At 68.3% G+C, this 13,283-nt stretch carries 13 protein-coding genes and 1 pseudogene; 6 read left to right on the top strand and 8 right to left on the bottom strand.

What is annotated here, in order from left to right:
* Window positions 1–4 precede the first annotated feature (4 nt).
* Genes AC5Y5O_RS19530 through AC5Y5O_RS19515 form a run of 4 tightly spaced genes read right to left on the bottom strand, consistent with a single transcriptional unit; the run spans window position 5 to window position 3,668 of the window.
* A complete protein-coding gene (locus AC5Y5O_RS19530; RefSeq protein WP_096289649.1) occupies window positions 5–844 on the bottom strand; it encodes a carbohydrate ABC transporter permease in 840 nt (279 codons plus the stop codon).
* On the bottom strand, window positions 834–1,730 hold the full coding sequence (locus tag AC5Y5O_RS19525; protein WP_096289650.1) for a carbohydrate ABC transporter permease: 897 nt from the start codon (window positions 1,728–1,730) through the stop codon (window positions 834–836). Before AC5Y5O_RS19525 ends, AC5Y5O_RS19530 begins: the two co-directional genes overlap by 11 nt.
* Entirely contained in the window at window positions 1,727–3,085 is a 1,359-nt protein-coding gene (locus AC5Y5O_RS19520; RefSeq protein WP_243394169.1) for an extracellular solute-binding protein, read from the bottom strand. The genes AC5Y5O_RS19525 and AC5Y5O_RS19520 overlap by 4 nt, the downstream gene beginning before the upstream one ends.
* A gap of 55 nt (window positions 3,086–3,140) precedes the next feature.
* The gene (locus tag AC5Y5O_RS19515; protein WP_096289652.1) at window positions 3,141–3,668 is read right to left on the bottom strand and encodes a YflT domain-containing protein; all 528 of its coding nucleotides are present in this window, start codon (window positions 3,666–3,668) and stop codon (window positions 3,141–3,143) included.
* Between the two features lie 86 nt (window positions 3,669–3,754).
* Here AC5Y5O_RS19515 and AC5Y5O_RS19510 point away from each other — a divergent pair, with 86 nt between their 5' ends.
* The 5 genes and pseudogenes from AC5Y5O_RS19510 (at window position 3,755) to AC5Y5O_RS19490 (ending at window position 8,971) form a co-directional block, all read left to right on the top strand.
* Window positions 3,755–4,324: a DUF4190 domain-containing protein gene (locus tag AC5Y5O_RS19510; RefSeq protein WP_500026804.1), complete on the top strand. Its 570-nt coding sequence runs from the start codon at window positions 3,755–3,757 to the stop codon at window positions 4,322–4,324.
* Between the two features lie 59 nt (window positions 4,325–4,383).
* Window positions 4,384–5,692 (top strand): annotated as a pseudogene (locus AC5Y5O_RS19505) (magnesium transporter MgtE N-terminal domain-containing protein); the annotation flags it as partial.
* Entirely contained in the window at window positions 5,691–6,200 is a 510-nt protein-coding gene (locus tag AC5Y5O_RS19500) for a DUF1003 domain-containing protein (protein ID WP_096289655.1), read from the top strand. The pseudogene AC5Y5O_RS19505 and the gene AC5Y5O_RS19500, both read left to right, overlap by 2 nt.
* A 183-nt stretch (window positions 6,201–6,383) precedes the next feature.
* Window positions 6,384–7,757, top strand: coding sequence for a lytic transglycosylase domain-containing protein (locus AC5Y5O_RS19495; protein WP_500026802.1), 1,374 nt, complete (start codon window positions 6,384–6,386; stop codon window positions 7,755–7,757).
* A gap of 47 nt (window positions 7,758–7,804) precedes the next feature.
* A complete protein-coding gene (locus AC5Y5O_RS19490; protein ID WP_096291310.1) occupies window positions 7,805–8,971 on the top strand; it encodes an Mrp/NBP35 family ATP-binding protein in 1,167 nt (388 codons plus the stop codon).
* 76 nt (window positions 8,972–9,047) lie between these two features.
* Here the strand turns inward: AC5Y5O_RS19490 and tatB are convergent, their stop codons facing one another.
* The 4 genes from tatB to sigE form a co-directional block, all read right to left on the bottom strand.
* Window positions 9,048–9,452, bottom strand: a complete 405-nt coding sequence (gene tatB / locus AC5Y5O_RS19485) for a Sec-independent protein translocase protein TatB (RefSeq protein ID WP_096289657.1) — start codon at window positions 9,450–9,452, stop codon at window positions 9,048–9,050.
* Complete coding sequence (gene htrA / locus AC5Y5O_RS19480) at window positions 9,452–10,981, bottom strand: serine protease HtrA (protein WP_096289658.1); 1,530 nt, start codon at window positions 10,979–10,981, stop codon at window positions 9,452–9,454. Before htrA ends, tatB begins: the two co-directional genes overlap by 1 nt.
* Before the next feature lie 146 nt (window positions 10,982–11,127).
* Window positions 11,128–11,523, bottom strand: a complete 396-nt coding sequence (gene rseA / locus AC5Y5O_RS19475) for an anti-sigma E factor RseA (RefSeq protein ID WP_096289659.1) — start codon at window positions 11,521–11,523, stop codon at window positions 11,128–11,130.
* Window positions 11,524–11,652: 129 nt separating this feature from the next.
* A complete protein-coding gene (sigE, locus tag AC5Y5O_RS19470) occupies window positions 11,653–12,405 on the bottom strand; it encodes an RNA polymerase sigma factor SigE (RefSeq protein ID WP_096289660.1) in 753 nt (250 codons plus the stop codon).
* Window positions 12,406–12,608: 203 nt separating this feature from the next.
* On the opposite strand from sigE, the gene AC5Y5O_RS19465 reads away from it, so the two are divergent.
* The gene (locus AC5Y5O_RS19465; protein WP_096291311.1) at window positions 12,609–13,277 is read left to right on the top strand and encodes an O-methyltransferase; all 669 of its coding nucleotides are present in this window, start codon (window positions 12,609–12,611) and stop codon (window positions 13,275–13,277) included.
* Window positions 13,278–13,283: the final 6 nt, after the last annotated feature.

Here is a 13,283-nt window from a genome sequence, read left to right as displayed (position 1 = left end):
CGCGTTATCCCTTCACGGCGCCTGAGGTCAACCCGGCGACAATCCGTCGTTGGAAGATTAGAACAAACACGATGATCGGCACCGTGATCACGATCGCACCGGCCGCGATCGATCCGGTGGGTTCCTCGAATTGGGAACTGCCGGGAAAATTCGCGATCGCCACCGGCGCGGTGATCGCCGCCTTGGTCGCGGTCAGCGACAGTGCCAGCAGCAGGTCGTTCCAGGCGAAGATGAACACCAGGATCGCCGCGGTCACCAGCCCGGGCGCGGTCAGCGGGACGATGATCCTGCGGAAGGCCTGCCCCGGCGTGGCCCCGTCCATCTTGGCCGCTTTCTCCAGATCCCAGGGGATCTCGCGGAAGAAGGCCGACAAGGTGTAGATGGAAAGCGGCAGCGCGAAGGTGATGTAGGGCAGAATCAGCCCGGGCCAGGTGTCGAAAAGCCCTACCCAGCGTTCGATTTCGAACAGCGGCGTGACCAACGAGATGGCCGGGAACATGGTGATCAGCAAGGTCGAGCCGATCAGCAGCCGCTTGCCGGGAAAGTTCAGCCGGGCGATCGCGTAGGCCGCCATGGCGCCCAGCACCACCGCGATCGCGGTGGCGATCAGCGCGATTCCGATCGAGTTGATCAGCGCCGAGGTGAAGACGTCGCCGCGGAAGATCCCGCGATAGTTTTCCAGCGTCACCGACGACGGAATTAGCTTGCCGTCCCGGACAGTCGACGTCGGCTTCAGGGACAGGCTGAGAATCCAGAGCACCGGCACCAGCGCGTACACCACGACCACCGTGTTGATCACGACCCACATCGCGGTGCGCCGCGCGCCCGCCGACTCAGCGCCCATCGACGTCACCACCCGGAGCAGCGGCGCCGAACAGCTTGATGAAAATCAGCGCGATGATGCCCACACAGACGAAGATCAGCACGCTGATCGCCGAGCCCAGGCCGACGTCGAAGCCTTCAAAGAGGTTGTCGTAGCCCAGGATCGACACCGAACCGGTGTTGTTGTTGCCCTCGGTCAGTACGTAGATGTTGTCGAAGATACGAAAGGCGTCCAGGGTCCGGAACAACAGGGCGACCACGACCGCGGGCTTGATGATCGGCAGCATGATCCTGGTCAGCCGCCGCCAGGCGCCGGCGCCGTCGACCTGACCGGCCTTCAGCAAATCCTCTGGCACCAGCGCCAGCCCGGCCAGCAGCAGCAGCGACATGAACGGCGTCGTCTTCCAGACCTCGGCGATCACGACGATGCCCAGCGATGGGATCTGCTGGGTGAGCGGCGCGCTGCCATGCGGAAGCAGGCCGGCCAGATAACCGGTGCCCGGCGTCCAAGCGTAGTACCAGCTGTAGGCGGCGACCACCGTCACAATGCCGTAGGGCACCAGCACCGCGGTGCGAACCACGCCCCTGCCGATCAGGGTGTGATGCATCACCAGCGCAAGCGCCAGGCCGAGTACGAACTCGAGCGACACCGACACCACCGTGATGGCCAGCGTCACCGCCAGCGCCGTCCACCAATACCGGTCGGTCAGGATCGTCTGGTAATTGCTCAAGCCGATGAATCGGGTGTCGTTCGGGGTGGCCAGATTGTTGTGCTGCAGGCTCAGCCAGATCGCGTAACCGATCGGGTAGGCCGTCACCGCCAGCATCAGCGTCGCCGCGGGCGCAACGAGGATGAAGGCCAGTCGCTGCTCGGGTGGGCGGTTCCAGAGTCGGGTCAGGCGACTCACGGCAACAGCCCCTTGCCGTCGATCGCCTTGCGCACCTGGATCGCGAGTTCATCGGCGGTGCGCTCCGGGTCGATGTCGGTGATCGGGCTCAGGGCCGCCGCCAGCCGAATGGACACCGCTTGGTAGGCCGGCGTCGCGGGGCGCACCGCGGCGTCGGTCAGCTGCTGGCGAATGATCGTGTACATCGGGTATTTGGTCTGGAATTGCGGGTCGGAGTACACCGATGTCCGCACCGCGGGCAGTCCGCCACGGATCGAGATGTACTTCTGGTTCGCCAGATTGCGCAGGCACCGGATCGTCTCGAAGGCTTCGGCCTTGTGCCGGGTGGTGCTGGCCACCGCCAGGTTCAGCCCGCCGATCGTCACCTTGGCCGGCCGGCCCGGCACCACACCGGGGTAGGGCGCGAACCCGAACACCTTCTGGCTGGCCTGATAGGCGATCTGGAATTGCTCGTCGGTGGGCACGAAAGTGCCGAACTGGTTGATGCTGCCGGTCAGCGCTGGAATCCGGTTGAGCGGAAGGAAGTTCACGCCACCCTTGACCGCGTTCTCCAGCATCGACGCCATGACGTAGGGCCAGTTGACTTCCAGCGCGGCGTCGCCCTGTTCGAGCGCCAGCCTCGCCGTGCTCGCGTCGGTGCGGTTGATCGACGGATCGGCTCCCGGCGCGGTGGCCACCGTCTTGAGGATGCGCAGGGCACTGACGGTGGCGGCCCGGTGTGCCGCAGTGTCGGTCAGGGTGACCTGCCGGCCGTCGTCGGAAAGCACCTGACCGCCGGCGCTGACCAGCAGCGTGTTGAACCACACCACCAGGCCCTCGTCCTGGTGGGCCTGCACGGCGATCCAGCTGGGTAACCCGGCGGCGTGCAGTCGGGTGGCCGCGGCGACCATGCCGTTCCAGTCCAGCGGTGGCTGTTGCACCAAATCTGGCCTATACCAAAGCAATTGAGTGTTCGTTGCGATGGGCGCGGCGTACAGCTGGTGTTTCCAGCGGGCCGTTGCGAGCGGGCCGGGCAGCGTGTCGACGGTGGCGTCGGCCTCGGCCCGACCGGCCGGGTCGTCGGACAGCGGCAGCGCCCAGCCCGCTTCGGCGAACTCGGCGGTCCAGATCACGTCCAGCGACATCACGTCCATCGTGCGGTCGTGACCGGCCAGCCGCCGGGCGTACTGCAACCGTTGCGCGCCAGGGGCTCTGGGGAGGCTGATGTGTGAAACGGTGTACCGGCCGCCGGCCTCCTGGCTGCAGCGCCGCGCGACCTCGTCGAACGTCGCGCCGTCGGCGGCCGGGGTGTAGAAGGTGACCACCAGGCCGCCGTGGCCGGACCCGCAGGCGGGCAGCGTTGACACGGTCAGCATCGCCAGCAGAACTGCGCTTAGCCGACGCACTCGCCCGTGGCGACTCACCCGCAAATTAAATCGCCAGTCGCGCAAGCAAATCCCGGGCGCGCTCGGCATTCTGCGGATCGCAGAGTACATCGTAGCGGCCGGCAACCAGTTGCATCGTCGAACTGAAATCCCTTGTGCCGCGGGCCATTGAGTACGGAACAGCGGACGTGATCAAACCGAAGAACACCCCGGCGACCAAGCCGGTCGCCAGCGCGCCCCACGGGTTGGGGCTGAAGAACCCGAGCACCAACCCGATGAACAGCCCGAGCCAGGCCCCGCTGAGCACACCGCCGCCGAGCACCTTGGGCCACGAAAGCCGGCCGGTGACCCGCTCGACCTGCATCAGATCGACGCCGACGATCGTCACCTGCTGCACCGGGAACTGCTGCTCGGACAGGTAGTCGACGGCGCGCTGCGCCTCGGCATAGGTGGGATAGGAGCCCACCGGCCAGCCCTTTGGCGGAGTCGGCAACTGCGGCACACCGCGCCGGCCCGCGGCCGCGCCGGTGGGCGTCGAACCAGGGACTTGGCCAGGCTGGAAAGGACTAGTCATCGCAGCTCATTCTCCTACGCCGTGGCCGTAGTTTCACCTCGGCCCTCCCACCCTATCGAGGCAGCCTGCAAGCTAGGTTGAACACCATGACAGCTCCCGGCGGTGCCAGTGGAGAAGACGCCGCCGATCCGCACGCGGCCGGCGGGCAGCCGCCTGCCCAGCCGGGATGGGCAGCCCCCTGGAATCCCCCGGGCGCGCCGCCACCAGCGGACTATCCGAGCCCGCCCTACCCGCCGCCCGGCTACCCGCTCGATTACCCGCGGTTCACCCCGCCGTTCGGCTACCAGCAGCCGCCCGGCGCCCCGCCCTACCCGCCGGGACCTCCGCAATTCGGTGGACCACCACCCAGCTACGGTCCCACGCCGTATCCCGGCGGCTATTACCCGGCACCGGATTATCCGGGCGACTACTGGTCGCACGAGGGCGTCCGGTCCGGTACCAACGGGATGGCGATCGCGGCGCTGATCACGTCGTTCACCGGCTTGCTCTGCTGCGTCGGCGGGATCGCGGCGATCGTGCTGGGCACGATCGCACTCGACCAGATCAAGCGGACCCGCCAAGACGGTTACGGCATGGCCGTCGCGGGCATCGTGATCGGCATCGCAACCCTGGTGGTGGCTCTGATCGTGATGATCTTCGCGGTGCACTCCCATTAGCAGGGCTCGCCAGAGCCGGTTCGCTGCCATCGCGCGACCGGCTGCCTAGGCTCTCTCCCATGGCATCGGTCAACAGGGTGTACGTGGCGCGGCTGGCGCGGATGTTGGTGTTGGGACCGATGGGCGAGAACTTCGGCCGCATCCGCGACGTCGTGATCAGCATCAGCATCGTCCGCCAGCAACCGCGGGTGCTGGGTCTGGTGGTGGATCTGGCCACCCGCCGCAGCATCTTCATCCCGATTCTGCGCGTCGCCGCGATCGAGCCCAACGCCGTCACCCTGAACACCGGCAGCGTGTCCCTGCGCCACTTCGAGCAGCGTCCGGGCGAGGTGCTGGCGATCGGTCAGATCCTCGACACTCCCGTCACGGTCAACGACCCCGAGCTGCCGGAATTGGTCGGGCGCGACGTCGTGATCACCGATTTGGGCATCGAGCAGTCCCGGACCCGCGACTGGCTGGTGACCAGGATCGCGGTGCGAAGCCAGCGTCGGCTCGGCCGGCGTGGACCGGCACACGTCGTCGACTGGCAAAGCGTGCACGGATTGACACCGTCGGCGTTGGCGATGCCGGGCCAGGCGGTGGCGCAACTGCTCAACCAGTTCGAGGGACGCCGCGCGGTCGACGTGGCCGACGCGATTCGCGGGCTCCCGGTCAAACGGCGCACCGAGGTGTTCAAGGCGCTGACCGACGAGCGGTTGGCCGACATCCTGCAGGAGTTGCCGGAGTCGGAGCAGGCCGACGCGCTGTCGCACCTGGGGACCGAACGCGCGGCCGATGTGCTCGAGGAGATGGACCCCGACGACGCCGCCGACCTGCTCGGCGAGCTGAATCCGACGGATGCCGAGCTGCTGCTGGCCCGGATGGACCCCGACGACTCCGCCCCGGTGCGCAGGCTTTTGAAACACTCGCCCGACACCGCGGGTGGATTGATGACGTCGGATCCGGTGGTGCTGACCGCCGACACCACGGTGGCCGAGGCGCTGGCCCTGGTCCGCGATCCCGACCTCACCCCCGCGCTGTCGTCAATGGTGTTCGTGACGCGCCCACCGACCGCCACACCCACCGGGAAGTATCTGGGCTGCGTCCCGCTGCAGAAACTGCTCCGCGAACCGCCGAGCGAGCTGGTCGGCGGAATCGTCGACAGTGATCTGCTCACCCTGACCCCGGAGACCTCACTGGCCTCCGTGACGCGCTACTTCGCCGCCTACAACCTGGTGTGCGGGCCCGTGGTCGACGACCAACGCCACCTGCTGGGCGCGGTCACCGTCGACGACCTGCTCGACCACCTGCTGCCGCACGACTGGCGCGCCCACGCCCAAGAGCTGACCGCGGCCGTCCCCGGCTCCGAAGCAACCGAGGGGGCCTCGTGAGCAAGTCGGCGCCGGTACGGCGGCTCTACACCCCGCGGACATCGCGCGGGCTCTCACTGCGGCTGGACCCCGAGGCGGTGGGGCAGAGCACCGAGGCCATCGCGCGCTTCTTCGGCACCGGCCGCTACCTGCTGATCCAGACCGTCATTGTGGTGGTGTGGATCGCGATCAACCTGGCCGCGGCGAGTTTGCGCTTCGACCCGTACCCGTTCATCCTGCTGAACCTGGCCTTCTCCACCCAGGCCGCCTACGCCGCACCGCTGATCCTGCTGGCCCAGAACCGGCAGGAGAACCGGGACCGGGTTGCCCTCGACGAGGACCGTCGCCGCGCCGCCCAGACCAAGGCCGACACCGAATATCTGTCGCGCGAGCTGGCCGCCCTGCGGCTGGCGATCGGCGAGGTGGTGACCCGCGAATACCTGCGCGATGAACTGGATGAGCTGCGCGCCCTGCTGACTGGACCGGACCCGCAGATCCCGGCCGACGAGCCGCCAACGCGCCGGTGATCACCCGGTCCGGACCAGGTAAGGGCCAGGCGCGGACCACTAAGAGATCCCCGTGAATACCGATTCCGCCATTGCGCCACTCCCGTCACAAGAGTTATGTATGGTGATCTAGTTCACGAGGCTAAGAACAGGTTTCCGGCAGCTCACACGGTCTGCGGCGACCCACATACTTAGGACGGTGGAGTGCGCATAGGGGGTCGCTTGGGTGCCCACCCGGCCGTCGCGGCGGTGCGGAAGCCGAGGCTTCCGGTTACCCGGGCTCAGGCCTTCAGCGTGGCGGTGATCAGTCCGTTGGTGTTCGCGGGTGCCGTCGGCGCCACGCCTGAGCCACTACACGGACACGCGAAGAGCCCGATTCCGTCGGTGCATGCCGTCATCACCCCGGTCGCCGCGGTTTCCCCGACCGTCCCCGATCTGTCCGGACCGGTTGTCATCGCCATCGACCGGGCGCCGACGGCCTTCCACGTCGCGGCGGGCGCCTCCTCGGCACCGCCGCCGCCCAGAGTGGTGAGTGCGCCCGGCGCGCTGGGCATTCCGATGATGGCGCTGACCGCATACCGCAACGCCGAACAGAAGATGTCGGTGTCGGACCCGGCCTGTGGGGTCAGCTGGAACCTGCTGGCCGGCATCGGGCGCATCGAATCCGGACATGCCGGCGGCGGCGCCGTCGACGCCCGCGGCACCGCGGTCACCCCGATCTACGGGCCTTCGCTGGACGGCACGCTGCCGGGCAACGAGGTGATCGTCTCCAGCAACGTCGGCAACCGCGTCACCTACGCCCGCGCGATGGGACCCATGCAATTCCTGCCCGGCACCTGGGCACGGTATGCCGCCGACGGCGACGGCGACGGCATCGCCGACCCGCAGAACCTGTTCGACTCCACGCTGACCGCCGCCCGCTACCTGTGCAGCGGCGGGCTGAATCTGCGCGACCCGGCCCAGGTGATGGCCGCGATCCTGCGCTACAACAACTCGACGGCCTACGCCCAGAACGTGCTGGGCTGGGCCGCGGCGTATGCGACTGGCGTGGTCCCGGTCGACCTGCCGCCGATCACCGGGCCGCCGCCGCCGCTGGGCAACGCTCACGACGAGCACCCCGAGGGCCTCGGGCCCGGCCTGCCGATCAACATGATCGGCCTGCCGCAGGACGACCCGATGGCGCGGATGCCGCTGATCGACCTGACCGGCCAGCAGCAGCTGCCGGCCAGCCCGACGCAGCCGATGTTCCCCTGGATGCCGCAGCCCAACACGCCGCCGCAGCCGACGATGGGCCAGATGCCCGGATGCACGGTGATCTGCATCAGCTCGCAAACCCCGCCGCCGGGCGGACCGCAGCCGTTTGCGCCGCCGGCCCCGCCGCCACCGCCGAACGCGCCGCCGCCCTGGACGCCCCCGTGGGCGCAACCGCCGGCCGCGCCACCACCTCCGGACCCGCAGGCCGTGCCGCCGAGTGCTCCGCCCCCGGCCGCCGCGCCGAACCCGGCAGCCGCAACGCCCAGTCCGGCACCCGCGCCGAAGCCGGCCACCCCGGCGCAGGCACCCGCGCCGACGCACTGACCCGCCTGCCAGCAGCGCGAAATGCGAGCCGCCTACACTCGGCGGTGATGTCTCGTCACGACCCCCCTGGTTCGCAAGCCGATCTGAACGCAGCTATCCGCACCGCACTGGGCAAGGTGATCGACCCCGAATTGCGGCGTCCCATCACCGAACTCGGGATGGTCAAGAGCATCGACGTCGCCTCCGACGGCGGCGTGCACGTCGAGATCTACCTGACCACCGCCGCCTGCCCGAAGAAGACCGAGATCAGCGATCGGGTCGGCCAGGCCGTCGCCGACGTCCCGGGCACCGGGGCGGTGAAAGTCAGCCTGGACGTGATGAACGACGAGCAGCGCACCGAGCTGCGCAAGCAGCTGCGCGGCCCGAATTCTGGGGCCGGCGAGCCCGTCATTCCGTTCGCCCAGCCCAGCTCGCTGACCCGGGTCTACGCGGTCGCGTCCGGCAAGGGCGGCGTGGGGAAGTCGAGCGTGACGGTCAACCTGGCCGCCGCGATGGCCGCGCGCGGCCTGTCGGTCGGGGTGCTGGACGCCGATATCCACGGCCATTCCGTCCCCCGGATGATGGGCACGACCGACCGGCCCACCCAGGTCGAGTCGATGATTCTGCCGCCGATCGCCCACGAGGTGAAGGTGATCTCGATCGCCCAGTTCACCGAGGGCAACGCCCCGGTGGTGTGGCGCGGTCCGATGCTGCACCGCGCGCTGCAGCAGTTCCTGGCCGACGTCTACTGGGGCGACCTGGACGTATTGCTGCTCGACCTGCCGCCCGGCACCGGCGACATCGCCATCTCGGTGGCCCAGCTGATCCCCAACGCGGAAATCCTGGTTGTCACCACGCCGCAGCTGGCCGCGGCCGAGGTCGCCGAGCGGGCCGGCAGCATCGCGCTGCAGACCCGCCAGCGCATCGTCGGCGTGGTGGAGAACATGTCGGGGCTGGTGCTGCCGGACGGCTCCACCATGCAGGTGTTCGGCGAGGGCGGCGGCGCGCAGGTGGCCGAGCGGCTGTCCCGCGCGGTGGGCGCCGACGTACCGCTGCTGGGTCAGATCCCGCTGGACCCGGCGCTGGTCGCTGCCGGCGATTCCGGTGTGCCGATCGTGCTGAGCGCGCCCGATTCGCCGGTGGGCAAGGAGCTGCGCAGCGTCGCCGAGAAGCTGTCGGCGCGCAAGCGCGGCTTGGCAGGCGTGTCGCTGGGGCTGGACCCGATGCGGAAGTAGGCCTGATCGCCGCGAGCGTAAGCGGGCTGCGATTTATGGTCGCGGAATTCGCAGTGTGCTTACGCTCGCGGGGCCGTTAGGTGGCGTCGCTGTCGAACGGCGCCGGACCGTGTTGCCCAACGCCGAATGTCGGGTTGCCATTCGGCGCCGGGGGCGGGGCCGGCGGCGGAGTTCCGTTGACGGGCCGCTCGAAATTGCCGGTGAGGAACGAATCGTCGCCGTCCAGCAGGTGCTTGGTCAGCGCCGCGCGCGGCGTCATGCCGCGCAGCTTCTGCAGCTCGCTCAGCGGGCCGCGCAGGTCGTCGAATTCGGGGCCGATGTCCTCACGCAGCTGGCTGGTGACACCGCTGAGGTAGTCGCGGGCCTGACGCAGGGCGTTCGACGTCCAGCGGATCGCGCCCGGAAGCCGTTCCGGGCCAAGGATTACCAGCCCGACCACGACGAGGACAAGCATCTCCCCCCAGCCGACGTTGGCGAACATCAGCCGCTGTCGGCATCGGGTTTGACGGTCAGGGTGACGTTGCGGCCATCGCGGACCACCTCGACCGGGGCGTCTTGCCCGATGGTCAGCTGGCGCACGGCGACCACGAACTCGTCGGCGTCGGCGACCTTGCGGCTACCGACCTTGACGATGACGTCGTTTTCCAGGATGCCGCCCTTTTGCGCGGGGCTGCCCGCCTTGACGTTGGCGACCTGGGCACCGGCGGCGATCGAGTTGCTCACCGACCGGGTGCTGACGCCCAGCGTCGGGTGCACGATCTTGCCGTCTTTGATCAGCGTCTGCGCCACCGACTTGACCTCGTTCACCGGGATCGCGAAGCCAAGGCCACTTGCGCTGTCGGACAACGACTTTCCGGCGGTGTCGATACCGATCACCTGAGAGTCCATGTCGATCAGCGGACCACCGGAGTTGCCGTGGTTGATCGACGCGTCCGTCTGCAGGGCGTCGATGACGGTGTCGGTGTCAGACCCCTCCCCCGACAACGGGACCGGACGGTGCAGGGCGCTGATGATGCCGTGCGTCACGGTGCTGCGCAGGCCCAGCGGCGCACCCGCGGCGATCACCTCGTCGCCGACGCGCACCTTGTCGGAGTCGCCGAGCCGCGCCACGCTCAGGTTGTCGACGTTGTCGACCTTGAGCACAGCCAGGTCGGTCTTGGGGTCGCGACCGACCAGGTTGGCGGGCACTTCCTTACCGTCGTTGAACACCACGGTCGTCTTGAACTGGCTGGGGTTGTTGGCTGCCTCGGAGATCACGTGGTTGTTCGTGACGATGTAGCCGCGGCCGTCGATGACCACACCGGAGCCCTGCATGCCTTCTTGTTCGCTCTTCGACTCGATGGTCACCACCGAGTTGGCGGTCGCGGCCGCCACTTTGGCGAAGCGGCCCGCCGGTTCTTCGGTGTTGTTGTTGGTCGCCAGCGTCACCTTGGAGGTGGTGAAGGCCTCGACGACCTCGGCCGTCTTGTTGCCGATCAGCCCGCCGATGGCGCCGATCACCAGCGCGATGACGAACAGGACGGCCAGCGCCAGGTAGGACACCTTCTTGCCGAACAACACGTCGCGAACGCCGAGCTTGCCGGTGTATCCCGACGGCGTGGGCGCCGTGGTCTGGGTGACGGCCGGGGTCCCCAACGCCGCCGCGGCGCCCGGGTCCCGCCACGGATCGTCCGCCTCGTCCTCGTCGAAGCCGTTCTGCTCGGCGGCCAGCGCGCTGGCGTCGATCGGGTGGCGCTGCAATGTCTCGGTGCTGCCGCCGACCGGCTTGCTGAACGCCTCCTCCAGCACCGGGTCGCGACGCTGGTCGTGCGGGCTGAACTCGACTTGGTCCCGGTACTTAGAGGGGCGTACCCGCTCCGCGACGAAGGATCCCTGTAGACCATCCGGGCGACCGAAGGCCTGACGCGCCGCGGGGTCGACCGGTGGCCGGGAAATGGGGCGCGGCGCCAGGCGGTTGGCTCCGTTGTCGCCGCCGTCTTGCCCCTGGTAGAAGCCTTGGTCGGAGGTCATGAATCCTCTACTTGATGCTCGAAACCGGCCTCGCACGCCGGCCCCTGTCCAGGGCGAGCACCAGGCACAGAATTGTCCGTGTCCACCCTAGTATCCACGGTTGCTGAGCGGTCGGCATGAACCCACGAGCTGGGGCAACCCGAGTGCTACCGGCGCTTACGCTGGTCGCGCACATTGCGATCAGCGAAACGGTCGGTCGCCTGCGATGGCGTGTCGTCGGGCGGGTAATGCGGAATCTCCGAGAGCATCCCGAGCAGGGTGCTGGGGATGCGGATCGGGTGGGAATCGCGCAAAGCGGCGCGCGCCCGGCTCTGGTCGTCGACCTCGGACGCGCATTGCGGGCACAGCGACAGATGATGGGCCGCTCGCAGGTGAGCATTCATCCGCAGCTCACCGTCGACAAACGCGGCGATCGCTTCGACGGACAGGTGCTCGGTGGAGCCGAATTGCCGTGGCGCGCCGACCGGCGCGTCGCTCTGAGAGGCGAACTGCGCGGGAAGCCAGGAGAACGCGCGGCGGAACACATGTCCCCGGTCGGCCATCACCAGCCCCTTTCGCTGCCACGTACCCCTCGAATGTAGCGCGACAAGGTGCCCCGCACCGATATGCATCGTGCGAAATCGCACGATTCTCGGCCCGCGGGTCGTGCGGTGAACCGGCCCAGCCATTTTCTAAGCCGATTGGGCGTGGGTTTCCGGCTCGGAATGCGCGGCCAGATAGTCGCGCAACGCCTGACGTCCGCGGTGGATCCGGCTGCGGACAGTACCCAGCTTGACGCCCAGAGTGGCGCCGATCTCCTCATAGGACAGGCCCTCGATGTCGCACAGCACCACGGCGGCGCGAAACTCCGGGGGCAGCGAGTCCAGCGCGGCCTGCAGGTCAGGTCCCAGGCGCGCGTCGTGGTAGATCTGCTCCGGGTTCGGCTCGTCGGCCGGGACCCGGTCGTAGTCCTCCGGCAACGCTTCCATCCGGATGCGGGCACGCCGGCGCACCATGTCAAGGAACAAATTCGTGGTGATGCGGTGCAGCCAGCCCTCGAAGGTTCCGGGCTGATAGTTCTGCACCGACCGGAAGACCCGGATGAATGTCTCCTGGGTCAAGTCCTCGGCGTCTTGCTGATTACCCGAGAGCCGGTAAGCCAGGCGGTACACCCGGTCGGCGTGCTGACGCACCAACTCGTCCCACGACGGCATGGTCGTCTTGTCCCCGGTCGCGTCGAACACTGCGGTGCCCTGCAGGCCGTCGGCCGGTTCGACCCATTCGTCGTCCGGGAGTTCCTGGGCGTGCGACATCGTGTTCGGGCTCAAGAGAGTGGTGTTGATCGAATCCTCCGAATAATGTGTCCTGCCCGAAAGGGGCAGTTCGTCATCGGCAACACGCAGTTGCCAATCTGTATTCCCCGCCCAACGTCCTCCACGTTCCATACCGTCACCGTCGCCTACCGGCGTATGCGCGGCATAGGAGCAATCTGAGGTTTGGCTGAGAAACCTTATCGTTACCTGCCACACGCAGGGCATACCCGCAGTGGAGTGACTTACGCCGTCGCGGTGTCGCCGGGCGTGTCGGAAACGCTTCGATTCGCCGCGCGCCTGACGGACTGCGCGTGCGGATGCAATACGCTGCGGGCATGGACGGCACCGAGGAAGAAACCCCCGGCCAGGCGGCCCCCAGTCGGGCCGAATCGCTCTCCGCGCACGCGGAAGGGTCGATCTCCGAGGACGCGATTCTGGCCGCCGCCCGGGAACGCTCCGTCGACATCGGCGCCGGCGCGGTCACGCCCGCGGTGGGGGCGCTGTTGAGCCTGCTGACCAAGCTCAGCGGCGGCAAGGCCGTGGCCGAGGTGGGCACCGGCGCCGGGGTCAGCGGACTCTGGTTGCTGTCGGGGATGAGCGACGACGGCGTACTGACCACGATCGATATCGAGCCCGAGTATTTGCGGCTGGCCAAGCAGGCGTTCTCCGAAGCCGGCATCGGACCGTCACGCACCCGGCTGATCAGCGGCCGCGCCCAAGAGGTGCTCACCCGGCTCGCCGACGAGTCCTATGACCTGGTGTTCGTCGACGCCGACCCGATCGACCAGCCCGATTACGTCGTCGAAGGCGTGCGGCTGCTGCGATCCGGCGGGATCATCGTCGTGCACGGCTCGGCGCTGGGCGGGCGGGCCGGCGATCCCGCGGCCCGCGACGCCGAAGTGGTCGCGGTCCGGGAGGCGGCCCGTCTGATCGCCGAGGACGAGCGGCTGACGCCCGCGCTGGTGCCGCTGGGTGACGGCATGCTGGCCGCGGTCCGCGACTAGCCCGCC

It is taken from the genome of Mycobacterium sp. NGS40 (genome assembly GCF_059812735.1).
This window is presented reverse-complemented; position numbering and strand designations above follow the sequence as displayed.

Bases quoted from the DNA above. Each gene is read 5' to 3' on its own strand.
- AC5Y5O_RS19530 (WP_096289649.1), bottom strand. From the start codon at position 844: ATGGGCGCTGAGTCGGCGGGCGCGCGGCGCACCGCGATGTGGGTCGTG.
- AC5Y5O_RS19520 (WP_243394169.1), bottom strand. From the start codon at position 3,085: ATGCTGACCGTGTCAACGCTGCCCGCCTGCGGGTCCGGCCACGGCGGC.
- AC5Y5O_RS19515 (WP_096289652.1), bottom strand. From the start codon at position 3,668: ATGACTAGTCCTTTCCAGCCTGGCCAAGTCCCTGGTTCGACGCCCACC.
- AC5Y5O_RS19510 (WP_500026804.1), top strand. From the start codon at position 3,755: ATGACAGCTCCCGGCGGTGCCAGTGGAGAAGACGCCGCCGATCCGCAC.
- AC5Y5O_RS19490 (WP_096291310.1), top strand. From the start codon at position 7,805: ATGTCTCGTCACGACCCCCCTGGTTCGCAAGCCGATCTGAACGCAGCT.
- tatB (WP_096289657.1), bottom strand. From the start codon at position 9,452: ATGTTCGCCAACGTCGGCTGGGGGGAGATGCTTGTCCTCGTCGTGGTC.
- htrA (WP_096289658.1), bottom strand. From the start codon at position 10,981: ATGACCTCCGACCAAGGCTTCTACCAGGGGCAAGACGGCGGCGACAAC.
- rseA (WP_096289659.1), bottom strand. From the start codon at position 11,523: ATGGCCGACCGGGGACATGTGTTCCGCCGCGCGTTCTCCTGGCTTCCC.
- sigE (WP_096289660.1), bottom strand. From the start codon at position 12,405: ATGGAACGTGGAGGACGTTGGGCGGGGAATACAGATTGGCAACTGCGT.
- AC5Y5O_RS19465 (WP_096291311.1), top strand. From the start codon at position 12,609: ATGGACGGCACCGAGGAAGAAACCCCCGGCCAGGCGGCCCCCAGTCGG.